This is a genomic window from Rhodospirillales bacterium, assembly GCA_016712595.1.
Lineage (GTDB): Bacteria > Pseudomonadota > Alphaproteobacteria > Rhodospirillales > Defluviicoccaceae > Defluviicoccus.
In genome coordinates this window covers 250,008-268,226 of record JADJQT010000002.1, presented here as the reverse complement: position 1 = coordinate 268,226, position 18,219 = coordinate 250,008, and the positions used below count along the sequence as shown (strand labels likewise).

The following is an 18,219-nucleotide window of genomic DNA, read 5'->3' as shown; positions in this document are numbered from 1 at the left end:
GATGTCACGTCGACAGCGGCATCAAGCGGACAGCCGCTTGCGCCCCCGCCTGCGCCGAGCCGCCAGGATTCGGCGGCCTCCGACGGTCGACGCGCGCTTGCGAAAGCCATGCCGCCGTTTGCGAACGAGTTTGCTGGGCTGATAAGTCCGCTTCACGAAAGATTCTCCAGCACGAAAGGCCCCGGTGTATACGGGCTGGGTTGGCCGAAGTCAACCGCGCCCGTCTGTGTTCGTCTGCGCCAAAACGCTCCTTGGTCTGCGATTTCGCTGTTGGCCCAGTGCGAACGCACCGTATGACACAGATGCGGCGTACGGCCCATATACAATCGCGCGCGACAAGATATCGGCGCGTCGAGACGGAGACAGTGGCGTGGCACCTCCCGTGGCACCTCCCGTGGCACCCCCCGCAACATCCCGGGACGCAGAGCGGCGCTTTTCACCGTGGCGCTTGATCCCGATCGGCGCGATCCTCCTTGGGCTGATTGTCGTCATCGTCTTCGGATACCACCGTTATCTCAGCTTCGAGCAGATCGGCGCACACCGTGACGCCCTGCTTGCCTGGCGCGCCGACCACCCGACAACCGCCGCCGTCATGTTCGTCATCGTGTACATCGTCGCTGTCGCGCTGTCCGTCCCCGGGGCGGCATGGCTCACGGTCGTCGGCGGATTTCTTTTTGGAACGATCGCGGCGACAGTCTTCTGCGTGCTGGCGGCGACGGTCGGCTCGAGCGTGGTCTTCCTCGCGGCGCGCTCCGTGCTCGCGGACGTGCTGCGCGCGCGTGCCGGCCCCGCCATCCGCAAGATGGAAGCGGGCCTTCGCGACGATGCCTTCAACTATCTTCTGGTTCTGCGCCTGCTGCCGATCTTTCCGTTCTGGCTGGTGAACCTCGTGCCCGCATTCCTCGGCGTCTCGCTTCCGACCTTCCTTGTCGGCACGCTGATCGGCATTGTTCCGGGCAGTCTCGTCTATGCCATGCTCGGCAGCGGGCTGGCCGACGTCATCGATGCCGGGCGCGCTCCCGACCTCGGGATCATCTTCTCACCTTCGGTGCTGGCACCGCTCGTCGGTCTTGCCTTGCTGTCCCTTGCACCCGTGGTCTACCGCCGGATGAAGCGCCGTGACGCTCCATCCCCGGACGAGCCACGATAATGTCGCCGGGCGAACGCGCTGGCCTGTGCGTCATCGCCCGCGGGAAGGCGAACAGGGCCGGCGTCGGCAACTTTTTCGCTCCCCAGTCGTTCAATGAGCGAATAAACCGCGTCGTTCGCCTTTTCGCCCGCCCCGGTTGAGCGACAGCACCGAACAGGAACTCCCCGGGCCCCCCTCGACCTGCGCTATACTGGCGATCCGATGACGCCCGCCCGCTTCCTTCGCCTCCGCGATCTGACCGGCATGTCGGGACGCCTCCTGGCGCTCACCGTGTGCTTTGTCATGCTCGCGGAGGTGCTCATCTACCTGCCATCCATATCGCGGTTTCGTCGCGAATACTTCCAAGAACAGATCGCCAAGGCGCATCTTGCCGCGCTTGCCCTGGAGGCAAGCCCCGACCAGATGATCACCGATCCGCTGAGCATGGATCTGCTGCTGCACGCGGGCGCCCATGCGATCGTCCTTCGGGTTCCGGAACGGCGGATGCTGATGTTGTCCGACCGCCTGCCCCCCGTCGTTGCCGCGACCATCGATCTTCGCCAGGGGGGAATGCTGGAATGGATCGGCGATGCCATCGGCACGCTCGCCGAGCGCGGCAACCGCGTCCTGCGGGTGATCGGCACATCGCCGCGCGATCCGGATGCGACGGTCGAAGTTCTCCTCGACGAAGCGCCTCTGCGCCGGGCGATGCTTGCTTATTCCGCCCGCATCGGCACGCTGTCGGTCGTCATCTCGTTGATTACCGCTAGCTTGCTCTATCTTGCGCTGCAGGTGTGGATGGTCCGGCCGATCGTTCGCCTGACCGAGAGCATGGTGCGGTTTCGCGGCAATCCGGAGGACGAAGTGATGGCGGCCAGACCATCACGGCGTACGGATGAACTTGGCCTTGCCCAGCGCGAATTGGCGATGATGCAGAATCAGGTGCGCGCGGCATTGCGGCAGAAGACACGGCTGGCGGCCGTGGGCTTCGCTGTTGCCAAGATCCACCATGACCTGCGCAACATCCTCGCCACCGCCGTGCTCGCGTCGGACCAGCTCGCCGAGATCGACGATCCCAAAGTTCAGCGGGTCACGCCGGCCCTCTACCAGGCGATCGACCGGGCGGTTGCGCTGTCGAGCCGGACCTTGGAGTTTCTCAACGCGGAGGCGCCGCCCCTGAAGGTGCAGAGCTTCCCTCTCGCCGATCTGATCGCCGAGGTTTCCGCCGCCGTCGGCTCGCGCGATGGGAGCGGGCTGACGATCGCGGCCGACGTCGACAGCGATGCCGGCGAGATCTCCGGCGATCGCGAGCAGCTTTTTCGTGTCTTCACCAACCTTGCGCTGAACGCGGCGCAAGCCGGCGCCACGCACCTGAATATCCAATCGGCGACGCAATTCGGCCGGGTGCGAATCGACATTTCCGACGACGGGCCCGGTATCCCGGCAAAGGTGCGCGAGAGTTTGTTCCTCCCCTTCATCAGCACGTCCCGCCGTGGCGGCACCGGCCTCGGGCTGGTTATCGCCCGTGAAATCGTCGCCGCGCACGGCGGAAGCCTCGATCTGCTGGCAACGGGACCACAGGGGACGTCATTCCGCATTTTCATCCCGCGGCGCGCGCTGCGCCCCCAACGGGGATGAAAATGCCTTTGTTTGCGCCACGGAACGCAAAGATGCTTGCGCCCGGCCGATGAATAGGCGAGATGTTGCACCGCAAAGTGACGGCATAAGGGAGAAACGCAAATGCCCAACGTCGGCAGGTGGGTGGTCGGATTTATGGTCGCGGTGATCGGCTTGTTCGCGCTTTACATCGCATCCCGCGCCGAGGAAGCGACCATGTACTACACAGGTTTGGCATTCTTCGTCGGCAGCGTTCTGTTCAATTTTCTACAGATCAAGCAGTCGTTCGACGAACAAGCACCCCACTGAGCCCTATGTCCGCTCTGGAAGAGACGAACGACTGGAACCCAGTGGTTTACCGGACGTTCGATTGGGAGAGGCTGCGCCCGGCGATTGATCTGCTCAATCGCGTCGACTTGTCAGTTCCCAATACCATTTACGATCTCGGCTGTGGCGCAGGCCACATCACCCGCCGCCTGGTCGCCCGCTGGCCCGGGGCAAAGATCACCGGCATTGACCAATCACCAGCGATGCTCGCCGAGGCGAAACGGGAACCGAGCAGCATTACCTGGATCAATGCCGACATCGCCCGCTGGGAACCGCGGGAGCCGGCGGATTTGATTTTTTCCAACGCGGCATTGCAATGGCTCGACGATCACCATTCCCTGCTGCCGCGGCTGTTGAGTTATCTACGTCCGGGCGGCGTGCTGGCGATGCAGATGCCACGCAACCATGGTGAACCTTCGCACACGACGATCGTCGAATCTGCCGAGGCCGGACCATGGCGGGATCGCCTGCGCAAGGTCTTGCGCCTGCAACCGGTCATGCCGCCCGCCGTCTACGCTGAGATGCTCCTGCCCCTGACGTCATCGCTGGATATCTGGGAGGCGGTCTACCTGCATATCCTGCCGGGCGAAAATCCGGTCGTGGCGTGGACGAGCGGCACGGGCCTGCGGCCGGTGCTCGCCGCACTTGAAGGCCAGGAGCGCGACGCGTTTCTCCAGGACTATGGCCGGCGGGTTGCCCGTGCCTATCCGCAACGCGCGGATGGGCTGACCCTGTTCCCGTTCCGCCGTTTGTTCGTCATCGCCACGACGCACTAAGCGGGATCGCCGCGAACGAGTCCACCAACGGCAGAACCGGGTTTGGGCGGCGTCGACGCTGCCTCACCCAGCGCGCGCTGCATGAGCACGCAGTCGACCCAGCGGTTGAGCTTGAAGCCGACAGCGTTGAGTGTGCCGACCGGGCGGAACCCCTGATTCGTGTGCAGAGAAATCGACGCAGTGTTGTTGCTGTCGCCGATGACGGCGACCATCTGCCGCCACGGTCCCGCCTCGCAACGCGCGATCAGCGTCGAAAGCAAGGCTCGACCGACACCGCGCCTGCTCAGACCATCGGCGACGTAAACCGAGTCCTCGACGGTAAAACGATACGCCGAGCGGCTGCGATAGGCTGCGGCGTAACAATAGCCGACGACATCGCCCTTACACTCAGCCACCAGATAGGGAAGCCCGGCGCTGCGCACCGCCCGCCACCGCTCGGCCATGACGGCGCCCGGCGGCGTGGTTTCCTCGAACGTCGCAAGGCCGGTAGCCACATAGTGCGCATAGATCCGCCGGATCATTTCCACATCGGACACGATGGCGTCACGCACGACAAGGCCCGGAGCAGACGTCATTGCGGTCGGGATCGCGAAACCCGTATCGGCGGGGGCGCGATCAGGCGGTCAACTTGTCGAGTTCGCGCAGAATGGTCTCGCCCATCACCCGGGTCGAGACGCGCGCCTTGCCAGGCTGCATGATATCGGCGGTACGCAGGCCGCCATCAAGCACGCTCTTGATCGCCGTCTCGATCAAGTCCGCCTCGGCGCCAAGATCGAAGGAATAGCGCAGACACATGGCGAAGCTGAGCAGCGTGGCGAGCGGGTTGGCGATGCCCCGCCCGGCAATATCCGGCGCCGAGCCATGCACCGGCTCATAGAGTGCGCGCCGCCGCCCGTCCGCCCCGGCAGCGCCGAGGGAAGCAGAGGGCAGCATGCCAAGCGAGCCGGTCAACATCGCCGCTTCGTCCGAGAGCATATCGCCGAACAGATTGTCGGTCAGAATAACGTCGAACTGTCGCGGTTCCCGGATGAGCTGCATCGCGCAGTTATCCGCGTACATATGGCTCAGCTCGATGGCGGGGAATTCGGCGTCGTGCAGGGCCTGCACGTCCTGACGCCAGAGCACGCCCGATTCCATGACGTTTGATTTCTCGACCGAGCACACCTTCCCGGAGCGCTTCCCGGCGAGCTCGAAGGCAATGCGGGCGATCCGTACGATCTCGTCGGTCGTATAGACTTGCGTATTCACGCCGCGACGGCCGCCGCCCGGCAAATCCTCGATACCGCGCGGCTGGCCGAAGTAAACGCCGCCGGTCAGTTCCCGCAGAATCAAAATGTCGAGCCCCCGCACGATTTCCGGCTTGAGCGGCGAGGCATCGACCAACGCGTCGAAGACCACCGCCGGGCGGAGATTGGCGAAGAGCTCCATTTCCTTGCGCAAGCGCAGAAGGCCACGTTCCGGCTTGAGCTCGAACGACAGATTGTCCCACTTCGGACCGCCAACGGCGCCGAGAAGCACGGCGTCGGCGCGCAGCGCGTCCGCCATCGTCGCGTCGGTGAGCGGCGTGCCGTGCGCATCGATCGACGCCCCGCCGACGAGCCCCTCGACAATATTGAATCCGAAGCCACGCTTGCGGTCGAGCCAGTCGATCAGCCGCACGACTTCGGCCATCACTTCCGGTCCGATGCCGTCTCCAGCAAGGAAGAGGAGTGTTTTCTTTTCAGCCATTCTTATCTCTCCCGCTTCTCTTCGGACGAAATAACGCGTGGCGCAGGCGCGGGCCTGCAATCATGCGGCGGGTGATCGCAGCCAGGGCTGCTCGGTGGCCTGCCGCTGTTCGAAGGCAGTGATCTTCTCCACCTTCTGCAAGGTCAGCCCGATGTCGTCCAATCCACCGATCAGGCAGGCCTTGCGAAATGGATCGACATCGAAGCCGATCTGAGCGCCATCGGGCGTCTGGATTGTCTGTCCAATAAGATCGATGGTAAATGTCGCGTTCGCGCCAAGTCCGGCCATCGCCGACAAGACGTCGACCTGCTCCTTCGGAAGCCGGATGGGAAGAATGCCGTTTTTGAAACAGTTATTAAAGAATATATCCGCATAGCTCGAAGCGATAATACATCTTATGCCGAAATCGAGCAGCGCCCATGGCGCATGTTCGCGGGACGATCCACAGCCAAAATTCTCGCCTGCGATCAGAATAACCGCTTGGCGATAAGACGGGCGGTTGAGCACGAAGTCTTCGACCTCCGCCCCGGCATCGTCGTAACGCATCTCGAAGAACAGGCTCTTGCCGAGGCCGGAGCGCTTGATCGTTTTCAAGAACTGCTTGGGGATGATCATGTCGGTATCGACATTCATCATCGGTAGGGGCGCCGCAACGCCGGTCAAGGTGGTGAAGGGTTTCATTCCCTGTCCTTTCTTCCCTGGCCGATTCCGGTTGGCCTAATCCTGGCGGGCCGTCCTAGCGTCGGCTTTGGACACTGCTCAGGCAAGCAAGTCGCGCACGTCTGCGAGGTGGCCGGCAATGGCCGCGGCAACGGCCATTGCCGGGCTCATCAGGTGCGTCCGCCCACCACGCCCTTGGCGGCCCTCAAAGTTGCGATTCGACGTTGACGCACAGCGCTCGCCCGGCTCCAGCCGGTCGGCGTTCATGGCAAGACACATGGAGCAACCGGGCTCGCGCCATTCAAAACCAGCATCGATAAAGATGCGATCCAGTCCCTCCTGCTCGGCCTGAACCTTGACCAGCCCCGATCCCGGCACCACCATGGCGCCAACACCCGCCGCGACTTTCCGCCCGCGGGCGATGAGCGCCGCTTCGCGAAGGTCCTCAATGCGGCCGTTTGTGCATGAGCCGATGAAGACTCGGTCGATGCGGACGTCCTGAATGCGCATGCCGGCCTTCAGTCCCATGTATTGCAGGGACCGTTCCATCGCGCGCCGCTTGCTCTCGCTTGCCGCGCCGGCCGGATCGGGGACGACGCTTGTGACCGGCACGACGTCCTCTGGGCTCGTTCCCCAGGTGACCAGCGGCTCGATGCTGGCAGCGTCAAGGACTACGTCCTTGTCGTAGACGGCGCCATCGTCGGACGGCAGGGTCCGCCACCAGTCGAGCGCCTGCTCCCACGCCGCGCCTGCGGGCGCCATGGGGCGGCCCTTGAGGTAGTCGAAGGTGGTCTCGTCGGGGGCGATGAGTCCCGCGCGGGCACCCGCCTCGATGGTCATGTTGCAGACCGTCATCCGGCCTTCCATGCTCAGCTTGCGCACGGCCTCACCGCAGTACTCGATGACATAGCCGGTGCCGCCCGCGGTACCAATGGCGCTGATGATCGCGAGAATCAGGTCCTTGGCACCGATGCCTGTCGGCAAGTCGCCGCGGATTGCAACCCGCATGTTTTTCGCCGGCGCCTGCAAAAGCGTCTGCGTGGCCAGCACGTGCTCGACCTCGCTCGTGCCAATGCCGAAGGCGAGCGCGCCGAAGGCCCCGTGCGTCGCGGTGTGGGAATCGCCGCAAACGATCGTCGTTCCCGGCAAAGTGAACCCCTGCTCCGGGCCGATGATGTGCACGATCCCCTGCCGTTCGTCGGCCATCGAGAAGTAGGGCACGCCGAAGTCGGCGCAGTTCTGCGCCAGGGTTTCGATTTGGATGCGCGATTCAGTATCGGTAATGCCGCGCGAACGGTCCGTCGTCGGCACGTTGTGATCGGCGACAGCAAGCGTGGAGTCGGGCCTGCGCACGGATCGCATCGCCGTGCGCAGGCCCTCGAAGGCCTGAGGGCTCGTCACCTCATGAACGAGATGCCGATCGACGTAAAGCAGGCACGTGCCGTCTGCTTGCACGTCGACGAGGTGCGCATCCCAGATCTTGTCGAAGAGTGTCCGCGGCTTCGCCACACGATCCTCCTTGCGGCGGCCAGCGACGCTGGTGCCGCCTAAACCATCGTCTGCTCAGGCGGGTTCGGTTTCGCTCGCCACTGGCTTGGCCTGCGCCTGCGCGGCTGCCTGCTTTTGCTGTGCCGCCGTTTCGCGCTCGGCCGCCGTGACCTTGGCGACGTAGCCGTCCGTCTTCTCGGAGATGCGCGCGCTCTTGCCGCGACGCGAGCGCAGATAGTACAGCTTCGCCCGGCGCACGTCACCGCGACGCACGACCTCGATCGCGGCGATGGACGGCGAATAAAGCGGAAAAACCCGCTCGACGCCCTCTCCGTACGAGATCTTGCGCACGGTAAATGACGAGTTCAGACCGCGATTGCGCCGCGCAATGCAGACGCCCTCGAATGCCTGCTGGCGCTCGCGAGAGCCCTCGACCACCTTCACCTTCACCCGCAGCGTGTCGCCGGGAGCAAACCAGGGTGGTGATCCGGCGGCCGTGAGCGCCGCGATTTGTTCGTTTTCCAGTTCCTCGATGATCGTCATGGCTGGTCGTCCTCAGCGTCACAAATCGGCGCCCGCCCCAACGTGGATGGCGGGGAGCGGCGCAAGTTCCTGTCGCGCGAAAACGCGCCCAAAGATCGGGGCGACGTTCGCGGGTCTGCCGTTCGCTCTGTTCCCGCCGCCATTGGGCGATCCGCCCGTGATGGCCGGAGAGCAGGACTTCCGGGACCTCGCAGCCCTGCCACTGGCGAGGCCGCGTATACTGCGGGTACTCAAGAAGTCCCCGCTCAAAACTCTCGTCCACCAGCGATCGGGCATCCCCGACGATACCCGGCAATAACCGGACGCAGGCATCGATCACTGCGATCGCTGCCGGCTCGCCGCCCGACAGCACAAAGTCGCCGAGGCTGATCTCTTCCGGACGTCGCGCCGTGAGCACCCGCTCGTCGATGCCCTCGTATCGCCCGCACAGCACCGCGATCCCCGGCCCTGCGGCCAGTTCCCGCGCCCGCTGCTGATCGAAGGGCCGGCCGCGCGGCGTGAGAAACACCAACGGCAGATCCACGTCGCCATCCACCGCCGCACCGATCGCCGCGTCGACGACGTCCGGCCGCATGATCATGCCGGGACCGCCACCGAACGGTGTATCGTCGACGGAGGCGTGTTTATCGCGTGCGAATGAGCGAATGTCCACCGTTTCGAGCGACCACAGCCCGCTGGCAAGGCCTTGCCCGGCCAGCGAAGCGGCGAGCGGACCTGGAAACATGTCCGGAAAGATGGTCAGCACCCGCGCAGTCCACGGGACAGGCGCAGACATCAGCATGACGCGCGCTCCCCTTCGGGTTCGAGCGGCTCATCGCTCTCGTCGGGCGAGGGGACGTCTTGCTCCAGCGATGCCGGATCTGGCGACGTCAGCCCTGGCAAGGCGGCAACGACGATGCATCCCGCGTCGATGTCGACGACGGGGACCGCTTCGCGGTTGAACGGCACCAGCATCGACGGGCCATCGTCGAAGGTGATCTCGAGAATCGGCCCGGCACCGAAATCGTGCACAGCCGCGACGCGCCCGTGCACCTGAACTCCACCGTTCGCAGCCGCATCGTCGACCTCGGCCGCAAGGCCGACGAGGTCCGCATGGTAGAATTCGTCCGCCGACAGCGCCGGCAGGCGGGCGCGGCGGACGAACAGCTTCTCCCCGCGAAGCGCCTCGGCGAGGGTACGATCTTCGATCCCGGCGGCACGAACGATGAACCCCGCCTTCTTTTGCCCGACGATGCGCAGGTGCAAAAGCCGGTCGCCAGTTTCGGTTTCCAGGGGGCCATAGGCAACAAAATCCGCCGGCTCGGCGGCAAAGCTGCGCACACACAGCTCACCCCTTACGCCGTGCGCAGCGGTGATCTCCCCGATGCAGACACGCGTGTCGCCCCAACGCTTCGTTGAACAATTCGCCGCCATGGCCGCGTCATCGCCGCTGGGTTGCTCGCCGTGCAAAAACTCAGGATGCCGCCTGCTCGGCCGCCTCTGCCGCGGCGGCCTTGAGCCGCTCCTGCGCCTTCGCCTTCGGCTGTGATTTTTTCGCCTGCTGAGGGCGCTCGGGCAGTTCCATCAGGCCGGCCGAGGCGCAAAAGCGCGCAACCCGCTCGCTCGGAGTCGCGCCGTGCTGCAGCCAGTGCTGCACGCGCTCGGACTTGAGCACGATCCGGTCCGGATGTTCCTGCTTGAGCATCGGATTATAGGTGCCCAGCACTTCAATGAAGCGGCCGTCGCGCGGGCTGCGCGAGTCGGCGACAACGATGCGGTAAAAGGGACGCTTCTTGGCGCCACCGCGAGCCAGGCGAATTCTCACGCTCATCCGTTCTGTTCCTTTTCGAGACCCTGATCAGAAAACCGCTCGGCAGGCCCGTTCCTCCCGGCTCATCCTCGACCAAAGATGAACTGGGTGCCGCGAGCCCGAGACAAAAGCGCACCGGGACTAACGCGGCGGCAGCATTCCCGGTGGGAGCATGCCCGCCGGCAGCCCACCACCCAATAGCCCGCGCTTGCCCATCTTACCCATCTTCTTCATCATCATCGCCATCTGCTGGTGCTGTTTCAGTAGGCGATTGACATCTTGCACCGTAGCCCCCGACCCGGCCGCGATGCGCCGGCGCCGTGAGGCATTGAGAATCTTCGGGTTCCGGCGTTCGCTCGGCGTCATCGACAAGATGATCGCCTCCTGACGCGCGATCACCTTGTCGTCAATCTTGGCGTCACTGAGCTGCTGCTTGATCTTGCCGATACCGGGCAGCAGGCCAAGCAGCCCCTTGAGATCGCCCATCTTGCGCAACTGCTTGAACTGCGCCGCCATGTCCTCAAGGTTGAATTCGCCCTTGACCAGCTTCTGCGCCAGCTTTTCGGCATCCTCGCGCTCAATGACGTCGGCGGCGCGCTCGACGAGGCTGACCACATCTCCCATGCCAAGGATGCGCCCGGCGATCCGTCGCGGCTGAAAGGTATCGAGCGCGTCCAGCGATTCGCCGACGCCGATCAGCCGGATGGGACAACCGGTAACCGCGCGCATCGAGAGCGCCGCGCCGCCCCGCGCGTCGCCGTCGACCCGGGTCAGCACGATGCCGGTGATGCCGACTTTCTCGTGGAACGATCGCGCCAGCGCCACGGCATCCTGTCCGGTCAGCGCATCGGCGACGAGCAATGTTTCAACGGGGCGCGCCGCCGCCTTGACCGCCGCCGCCTCCTCCATCATCCGCTCGTCGATCGAAAGGCGGCCGGCGGTATCGAGGATGATAACATCGAAGCCCTGGCGGCGGCCGACGTCGAGCGCCCGCAACGCGATCGCCACAGGCTCCTCGCCGACGACGATGTCGAGCACGGTAGTGTCCGTCTGCTGGCCGAGAATGGCGAGCTGCTGCTGCGCCGCCGGACGGTAGACGTCGAGCGAAGCCAGCAGCACCCGCTTCTTCTCGCGCTTGCGCAGGCGAACGGCGAGCTTGCCCGCTGTCGTCGTCTTGCCGGACCCCTGCAGTCCGACAAGGAGCACCACGACGGGGGGCGTGCCGACGAGGTTGATGCCGGCTCCGTCTTCGCTGGGCCGCCGTTCCTCGCCTTCACCCGGACTCAAGATCTCGATGAGATGATCGTGAACGATCTTGACGACCATCTGCGCCGGCGTGACGCTGCGCAGCACCTCCTGGCCAACCGCGCGCGCGCGCACGCCGGAGATGAAGTCTTTGACCACCGGCAGCGAGACGTCGGCTTCGAGCAGCGCCACGCGCACCTCGCGCAGCGCCTCGCCGACATCGGCTTCGCTCAGCGCGCCGCGTTTGCGCAACCGGTCGAAAATCCCGGTCAGTCGCTCGCTCAGGCCATCGAACACGCAGCCGCCCTTCCCTTAAGTCCTGCCTGTCGCACACATGGACAGCAAAAAGCCGCAGCCGACCCGCTGCCCTTCGGACATCGATCGACCGCTCTGCGCCATCAATGGAATTGCGGACAATAGGATCGCTCTTCCGCCAAGTCAAGCCATAGCGCGCCGGGGCTCAGGGCGATCGGATAGATGGCGTTTTGCGCTATCCATGCCGCTAAGTCTTTGAACAAGGGCGGTTCTGTCTAATACCACCGGATCGCGCCGCGCTTCGATAAATCCGCCGATCACGGCCTTAATGACCTTTGTGGCACAGTAAGCGCAATCGCCCGCCGGCTGCCGGATCTTATATCGGCATCCGGCCGCTCGCACAGAGCGCGATCGCTGGCGTCTTGACGGTGGCCGCCTATTCCTTCGGAAGCGTGACCTCCCACAGCGCCTGGGTGCCACCGTAGTCGAGCACCCAGATGACATTGCCGGCCATTGCCGCATCGATCGGATTGTTGAAGCCGCTGACAATCTGCGTCGCCTTGACGAAATAGGCGCCGTTCTTTTTGGTAAACGCGAGATGCAGGAGATCCTGCCCCGCGTCCTCGAACGGACCGGCGAGGCTGTCGCCGGCGGGATCGCCGGTGGACCAGGCAAGCACGAAGCCATCGCCGCGAAACTCCGGGGAAAGCGCGTTCTCCTGGTCGAACACCAGGCCGAGCGGGCTGCGGTGAGCGGTAAAGGTGCGCACCCCGCGGCCGAGATCGCTCGCATCGGCGATGTCACCGGTCACGCGATCGCGGATGCGGTCGGCGTCCGGCCCGCGATTGACGATCGGCTCGATCATGGGGACCGCCGGTCGTTTCGGAAAGCCGGGGTCGGTGTGCCACAAGCCCTCGCTCACCGCCTCGAAGACCGGGTTCAGCAGCTTGTCGTTATCGGGGTTGTAGCCTGGGAATTGCTGCGGATTGTTGCCGCCGCCGATCCGCCAGGGGAAACCGTAGTGCCGGCCGGGACGCAGCCAATTCAGCTCGTCCGACGTATCGTTGGTTGGCCCGTTCTCGGTCGCGAACAGATCGCCTTGCGGCGAGAAGGCGAGGTCGAACGAATTGCGCGTACCCTCCGCGAACAAATAGCCGTTGCTTTTCAGCCAGGAGCGGTCGTTGCGCAGAACGATATCGGCGCCTCGGGTGGGAAGGCGCAGGATGCACGCGGTCAAGCCGACCTCGCGCGTCTCGGGATAAAGGCCGCCTGCCGATTCCACTTCACCATGATCGGTGCGCGAGCCGCTGTTGACGAACAGCAGCGCGCCATCCGGGCCAACGGCGAGGCCGTTGAACCGGTGATCATAGGGGGTATTGCTCTTCGGATAGGGCTCGGTCTGGGCGAGAACGGACCACAGACGCCCTCCCCCCGGCTGGGGGACTCCCTTGACGATGGTCGCCTGGGTGCGCATGCCGCTCACGTCGGCATTGCCGACGACGTACATCGTTCCGTCCGGTCCGATGGCGAACCCTTGCGCGTTGTGCAGCCCGTGCGCGCCAGCACCGTAGACGAGAGTGAGCGCCGGCGTCGCCAGGTCGATGCGGAAGATGTTGCCACTGCGCCGGGCGAGATAAAGGGTCCCGTCTCGCGGGTCCCTGGCAAGGCGAATGGCGACCGACGGGGCCGTGGTCGACAGTACCTTGCGCACCGTGATGTCGTCGCGGTTCGGCAACGGCGTCGTCTCTGCCCAAACGTGGTTAAGATGAACCATCAGCGCCCCGGCGACGAGCGCCAGCACGCGCACACCCGCGCGAAACGATCGTCGTTGTGCCATCATCAATTCTCCCCGTCCCCCGCCGAAACCAGGCCTCATCCCCGCCTGATCGCTCGCGCTAGCGCGCCGCTTCACCATCGCCTTGGGGTTGATGCCGGAGCGCTGGCTCAGCTCTTGGATCAAAGCTTTCGATCAGCGAGAGCGTATCATCACGCTGCGGACCTAACCATCTGCTAATATTTACCGAGCGATGGTTACGGGGGCAGGGGTTGGCGCGGCGGCGGCTCGATGGCCGCAAGACCGCCGCCAGTGTTGCCGACAGCGATGCCGCAGTCCATGAGACGCCGAGACGTTCGCGGCGCGCCAAGCTCCGCCGCCGATCTTGTGCCGCCGCGCTGAGCCGCTTGTGCCGCCGCGCTGAGCCGGCGGCTTAACTGCGCAAGGTGGCGCCGGTGGCTTTGCTGACGGCGGCGATCAGCCGGGCACCGAGCGCGTCGATCTCGGCGTCGGTCAGCGTGCGCTCGGCGGGCGCGAGCACCGCGGTGATGGCCAGCGACTTGCGCCCCTCGCCGAGGCTGCCGCCTTCGTAGACATCGAAGACGCGCACATCGGCGATCAGCGCCTTGTCGGCGGCGCGGGCGGCGCGGACCACGGCATCGGCGCTGACCCCGGCATCGACGACGAAGGCGAAGTCGCGCTCAAGGGGCTGCAGCGCCGAGAGCGTCAGCGCCGGCCTTGCCGCGGTGGACGGCGCCTTGGGCGCGACGGCATCGAGGAAGACCTCCGAAGCGACGATCGGCCCGGCGACGCCGAGCTGCTGCAGGACGCGCGGGTGAACCTCGCCGAACCAGGCGAGCACCTGCTTGGGGCCGAGCTTGAGCGCGCCGGAGCGACCGGGATGGTACCAGGCGGGAGCGAGCGGCTCGACGGTCAGCTTGTCGGTCCTCGCTCCAGCGGCATCGAGCGCGGCGAGCGCATCCGCCTTGGCGTCGAAGGCATCAACCGGTCGGACGGCAACCGCCCAGTGCCGCTCGCCACTGCGCCCGGCGCGCACCGACGCGGCGACGATCGCCTGCTGCTCGGGAGCGCTGCCGGCATACTGCGGGCCGACCTCGAACAGCGCCGCGTCCTTCTGGCCGCGCGCGGCATTGCGCCCCGCCGCCTCGATCAGGTTGGGCAGCAGCGATGGGCGCATGGTATCGAGATCGGCGCTGATCGCATTGACCAGGCGCAAGCCACCGCCGCCGGTATCGTCGCCGCCACCGAACAGCGTCGCGGCGCGGGAGGCGAGAAACGAATAGGTCACCGCCTCGATCAGCCCGCGGGCGGCGAGCGTCCGCCGCACCCGGGCGCGGCGGCGCTGCGCCGGGGTGAGCGCCGGCGCCGGCAGGCTGGCGAGGCGCGGCAGGTCGAGTGCCGGGATACGGGCGAATCCCATCAAGCGCACCACTTCCTCGACGAGGCAGGCCTCGCCGGCGATATCGTTGCGCCAGCTCGGCACGCCGACGCTCCATGTCTCACCGCTAAACGGGCCGGCAAAGCCGAGCGCGGCAAGGATCGCCGCGCACTCCGCATCCGTGGCGGAAACGCCGGCGAGCGTCTCAACCCGCCGCGGGCGAAAGGCGATCGGCGCCGGCGCGGACGGCGCGGCGCCGGCGACGACCACCTCGCTCGCCTCGCCGCCGCACAGCTCGAGGATCAGCCGGGTGGCGACCTCAAGGCCGGGCTCGACGAAGGCGGCATCGATGCCGCGCTCGAAGCGGTAACGGGCATCGGAGGCGATCGACAGCGCCCGGCCGGTCATCGCCGTGCGCACCGGATCGAACAGCGCCGATTCGACGAAGACATTGACCGTCGCCTCGCTGCAGGCGGTCGGCTCGCCGCCGATCACCCCGCCCAGCGCCTGCGCGCCGGCATCATCGGCAACCACGGTCATCTCCGGGGTGAGCGCGTAGGTCTTGTCGTTGAGCGCCGCCAGCGTCTCCCCCTCGCCGGCGAGGCGGACGGTCAGTCCGCCGGTTGTGTGCGTCGTCAGTCGGTCGGCATCGAAGACGTGCAGCGGCCGGCAGAGATCGGCGGTGACGTAGTTGGTGATATCGACCAGCGCCGAGATCGGCCGCAGGCCCACCGCAGTGAGGCGGTCCTGCAGCCACTTGGGGCTCGGCCGGTTGACGACACCGCGGATCAGCCGCCCGGCGAAGTAAGAGCAGGCGTCCCCGGTTCCTTCGGCGAAAGCGAGACGCACGCCGATCGGGCAGGCTCCTTCCCCCTTGACCGGCGCCACATCCAACGGCTTGAGGCGGCCGAGCCCGGCGGCGGCCAAGTCGCGGGCGATACCGCGCACGCCGAGGCAGTCGCCGCGGTTGGGGGTGATGGCGACGTCGATCAGCGGATCGGCGAGGCCCATCGCCTCGGCGGCGGCGGAGCCGACGACGGCGTCGGCGGGAAGCTCGACGATGCCGGTGTGCGCATCCGAAAGCTGCATCTCGCGCTCGGAGAGCATCATCCCCGAGCTGTCGACACCGCGGATCTTCGCCGGCTTCAAGGTCACCCCGCCGTCGGGGATCACCGAGCCCACCTTAGCGAACACGCCCTTGAGGCCGGCACGGGCGTTGGGTGCGCCGCACACCACCTGCAGCCGCTCGCACCCGGTATCGACGCTCAACACCTGCAACTTGTCGGCATTGGGGTGCGGGGCGGCAGAGATTACCTCGGCGACGACGAAGTCGCGCAACGGCGCGGCGCGATCGACGACGCTCTCAACCTCGAGGCCGATCATCGGCAGCCGGGCGGTGATCTCGTCGAGGCTCGCCGCGGTTTCGAGGTGGTCCTTCAGCCAGGAGAGGGTGAATTTCACGGCGCTCAGAGCCCCTCGACCATCGATGGCCGCTCCAGCGCGGCAAAACCGTAATGCCGCAGCCAGCGCAGGTCGGATTCGAAGAAGGTGCGCAGATCGGGAATGCCGTACTTGAGCATGGCGATGCGCTCAAGCCCCATGCCGAAGGCGAAGCCCTGGTAGCGCTCTGGATCGATGCCGCAGTTGGCCAGCACCTTGGGATTGACCATGCCGCAGCCGAGGATCTCCAGCCAGTCGGCGCCGTGGCCGATCTTCAGCGTCCCGCCCGCCCGCGAGCAGCCGATATCGACCTCCGCCGAAGGCTCGGTGAACGGGAAATAGCTGGGCCGGAAGCGCACCGGCAGGTCGTCGACGGCGAAATAGGCGCGCAGGAAGCCCTCGAGGCAGCCCTTGAGGTGGGCCATCGTCGTCGTCTCGTCGATGACCAGCCCCTCGACCTGATGGAACATCGGCGAGTGGGTGGCATCGTAGTCCGAGCGATAGGTGCGCCCGGGGGCGATGATGCGGATCGGCGGGGCGCCGGCGAGCATGGTGCGCACCTGCACCGGCGAGGTGTGGGTGCGCAGCACCAGCCGCCGGCCGTCGCGTTCGCCGGGCAGATAGAAGGTATCCATCTCCTGGCGGGCGGGATGCTCGGGCGGGATGTTGAGCGCGCCGAAGTTGGTCCAGTCGTCCTCGATGTCCGGGCCTTCGGCGACGGCAAAGCCCATCTCGCCGAAGATGGCGATCACCTCGTCGATGGTCTGGCTGATCGGATGGATGCGCCCGGCGCGCTCGGGGCGCACCGGCAGGGTGACGTCGATGCGCTCGGCGATCAGCCGGGCATCGAGCGCGGCATCGGCGAACGCCGCCTTGCGTGCCTCAAGGGCAGCGGCAAGCTCGTTTTTGAGCACGTTGAGCGCGGCGCCGCGCTCCCGCCGCGCCTCGGCATCGAGGCCGGCGAGGTCCTTCATCAGCGCCGTGATCCGGCCCTTCTTGCCGAACTCGGCGATGCGCAGCCGCTCGAGCGCACCTTGATCGCCGGCGCGCTCGACCTGCGCCAGCAGTTCGGCGCGTACGCTCGCTAGGTCCTGCATGGTCTTCGCCCGTCCCCGCGCCGGTCTTGGGCCGGCCTTTTCTGGCGCGAAGGCGGCCTTATGCCGCCGCCGGCGCCGCTACCGTATCCGCGCCGCCCGCGAGTGCGCGCGCCGCGTGCCCGACCAGCGCCGCGAACGCCTCCGGCTCCTTGACCGCGAGATCGGCGAGGATCTTGCGGTCGACCTCGATGCCGGCCTTGGCGAGACCGTCAATGAACCGCGAGTAGGTCATGCCGTGGGCGCGCACCCCGGCGTTGATCCGCTGGATCCACAGCGCCCGGAAGGTGCGCTTGCGATTGCGGCGGTCGCGGGTGGCGTACTGCTGGGCCTTCTCGACCTTCTCCAAGGCGATGCGAAAGCTGGTCGACGAGCGACCGCGGTAGCCCTTCGCCTTGTCGAGAACCTTCTTGTGGCGGGCGTGCGTGGTGACGCCCCGCTTGACACGGGCCATGAGGGCGTCTCCTTAAATGTTGGGGAAGTACTTGGCGGCGACGATCTGGCCCTCGGGCGGCAGAACGAAGCTGCCGCGCGCCTGGCGCTTCATCTTCTGCGGCCGCTTGCGCAGGTTGTGGCGCTTGAACGCGACGTTGCCGCGGATCTTGCCGGTGCCGGTGAAGCTGAATCGCTTCTTGGCCGCCGACTTGTTCTTCAGCTTGGGCATTTCACACCTTTCGTTGCGGTGGAGCCCGCCGCAAGCGGCGGGCGGCGGCGATGAGCGGCTGGGCATGCCCTGACAGCCGGACCACTCGCAAAGCGCCGCGGGAAGCGCGGTTTATACGCGGGCGCCGGCAGATTTGCAAGCCGGCGCGGATGGGGTATCTCGGTTTGAAAGCGCGCGTTTCGCCAGGGGCAACGATTTCCGTGTCGGGCGGTTAAGGGCAACGCTCACGATCCGCTGGATGCGTTGGAGCATCGCCAGGCATGCGTCGGAATACGCCTTCGGCTATTCTGA

At 66.0% G+C, this 18,219-nt stretch carries 18 protein-coding genes and 1 pseudogene; 4 read left to right on the top strand and 15 right to left on the bottom strand.

Annotated features, from left to right (window positions below; translation table 11 throughout):
• Nucleotides 1-21: 21 nt before the first annotated feature.
• A complete protein-coding gene (gene rpmH / locus IPK66_13180; protein ID MBK8176167.1) occupies nucleotides 22-156 on the bottom strand; it encodes a 50S ribosomal protein L34 in 135 nt (44 codons plus the stop codon).
• A gap of 214 nt (nucleotides 157-370) precedes the next feature.
• On the opposite strand from rpmH, the gene IPK66_13175 reads away from it, so the two are divergent.
• The 4 genes from IPK66_13175 (at nucleotide 371) to IPK66_13160 (ending at nucleotide 3,849) form a co-directional block, all read left to right on the top strand.
• The gene (locus IPK66_13175) at nucleotides 371-1,150 is read left to right on the top strand and encodes a TVP38/TMEM64 family protein (protein ID MBK8176166.1); all 780 of its coding nucleotides are present in this window, start codon (nucleotides 371-373) and stop codon (nucleotides 1,148-1,150) included.
• Between the two features lie 201 nt (nucleotides 1,151-1,351).
• Nucleotides 1,352-2,767, top strand: coding sequence for a HAMP domain-containing histidine kinase (locus IPK66_13170; protein ID MBK8176165.1), 1,416 nt, complete (start codon nucleotides 1,352-1,354; stop codon nucleotides 2,765-2,767).
• Between the two features lie 102 nt (nucleotides 2,768-2,869).
• Nucleotides 2,870-3,055, top strand: a complete 186-nt coding sequence (locus tag IPK66_13165) for a hypothetical protein (protein MBK8176164.1) — start codon at nucleotides 2,870-2,872, stop codon at nucleotides 3,053-3,055.
• A gap of 5 nt (nucleotides 3,056-3,060) precedes the next feature.
• Nucleotides 3,061-3,849, top strand: a complete 789-nt coding sequence (locus IPK66_13160) for a methyltransferase domain-containing protein (GenBank protein MBK8176163.1) — start codon at nucleotides 3,061-3,063, stop codon at nucleotides 3,847-3,849.
• Here the strand turns inward: IPK66_13160 and IPK66_13155 are convergent.
• The 14 genes and pseudogenes from IPK66_13155 to rpmI form a co-directional block, all read right to left on the bottom strand.
• On the bottom strand, nucleotides 3,846-4,424 hold the full coding sequence (locus tag IPK66_13155) for an N-acetyltransferase (protein ID MBK8176162.1): 579 nt from the start codon (nucleotides 4,422-4,424) through the stop codon (nucleotides 3,846-3,848). The genes IPK66_13160 and IPK66_13155 overlap by 4 nt on opposite strands.
• A gap of 40 nt (nucleotides 4,425-4,464) precedes the next feature.
• A complete protein-coding gene (leuB, locus tag IPK66_13150; GenBank protein ID MBK8176161.1) occupies nucleotides 4,465-5,577 on the bottom strand; it encodes a 3-isopropylmalate dehydrogenase in 1,113 nt (370 codons plus the stop codon).
• Between the two features lie 60 nt (nucleotides 5,578-5,637).
• Nucleotides 5,638-6,258 carry a 3-isopropylmalate dehydratase small subunit gene (gene leuD / locus IPK66_13145; protein ID MBK8176160.1) on the bottom strand — a complete coding sequence of 207 codons (621 nt, stop codon included), beginning with the start codon at nucleotides 6,256-6,258 and terminating at the stop codon, nucleotides 5,638-5,640.
• A gap of 78 nt (nucleotides 6,259-6,336) precedes the next feature.
• The gene (gene leuC / locus IPK66_13140; GenBank protein MBK8176159.1) at nucleotides 6,337-7,746 is read right to left on the bottom strand and encodes a 3-isopropylmalate dehydratase large subunit; all 1,410 of its coding nucleotides are present in this window, start codon (nucleotides 7,744-7,746) and stop codon (nucleotides 6,337-6,339) included.
• A 54-nt stretch (nucleotides 7,747-7,800) separates the two neighbouring features.
• Nucleotides 7,801-8,268, bottom strand: coding sequence for a 50S ribosomal protein L19 (gene rplS, locus IPK66_13135; protein ID MBK8176158.1), 468 nt, complete (start codon nucleotides 8,266-8,268; stop codon nucleotides 7,801-7,803).
• A gap of 73 nt (nucleotides 8,269-8,341) precedes the next feature.
• A pseudogene (gene trmD, locus IPK66_13130) lies at nucleotides 8,342-9,049 on the bottom strand (tRNA (guanosine(37)-N1)-methyltransferase TrmD).
• Nucleotides 9,043-9,681, bottom strand: coding sequence for a 16S rRNA processing protein RimM (rimM, locus tag IPK66_13125; protein MBK8176157.1), 639 nt, complete (start codon nucleotides 9,679-9,681; stop codon nucleotides 9,043-9,045). The pseudogene trmD and the gene rimM overlap by 7 nt, the downstream one beginning before the upstream one ends.
• A gap of 40 nt (nucleotides 9,682-9,721) precedes the next feature.
• A complete protein-coding gene (gene rpsP, locus IPK66_13120; GenBank protein ID MBK8176156.1) occupies nucleotides 9,722-10,078 on the bottom strand; it encodes a 30S ribosomal protein S16 in 357 nt (118 codons plus the stop codon).
• Between the two features lie 120 nt (nucleotides 10,079-10,198).
• Nucleotides 10,199-11,599, bottom strand: coding sequence for a signal recognition particle protein (gene ffh / locus IPK66_13115; GenBank protein MBK8176155.1), 1,401 nt, complete (start codon nucleotides 11,597-11,599; stop codon nucleotides 10,199-10,201).
• A 394-nt stretch (nucleotides 11,600-11,993) separates the two neighbouring features.
• Entirely contained in the window at nucleotides 11,994-13,394 is a 1,401-nt protein-coding gene (locus IPK66_13110; GenBank protein ID MBK8176154.1) for a PQQ-dependent sugar dehydrogenase, read from the bottom strand.
• A 370-nt stretch (nucleotides 13,395-13,764) separates the two neighbouring features.
• Nucleotides 13,765-16,191 (bottom strand): phenylalanine--tRNA ligase subunit beta, encoded by a 2,427-nt coding sequence (locus IPK66_13105; GenBank protein ID MBK8176153.1) that lies wholly within the window; start codon nucleotides 16,189-16,191, stop codon nucleotides 13,765-13,767.
• A gap of 5 nt (nucleotides 16,192-16,196) precedes the next feature.
• Nucleotides 16,197-17,267 (bottom strand): phenylalanine--tRNA ligase subunit alpha, encoded by a 1,071-nt coding sequence (gene pheS, locus IPK66_13100; protein MBK8176152.1) that lies wholly within the window; start codon nucleotides 17,265-17,267, stop codon nucleotides 16,197-16,199.
• 58 nt (nucleotides 17,268-17,325) lie between these two features.
• A complete protein-coding gene (rplT, locus tag IPK66_13095; GenBank protein ID MBK8176151.1) occupies nucleotides 17,326-17,718 on the bottom strand; it encodes a 50S ribosomal protein L20 in 393 nt (130 codons plus the stop codon).
• A 12-nt stretch (nucleotides 17,719-17,730) separates the two neighbouring features.
• Nucleotides 17,731-17,928: a 50S ribosomal protein L35 gene (rpmI, locus tag IPK66_13090; GenBank protein ID MBK8176150.1), complete on the bottom strand. Its 198-nt coding sequence runs from the start codon at nucleotides 17,926-17,928 to the stop codon at nucleotides 17,731-17,733.
• Between the last annotated feature and the right edge of the window lie 291 nt (nucleotides 17,929-18,219).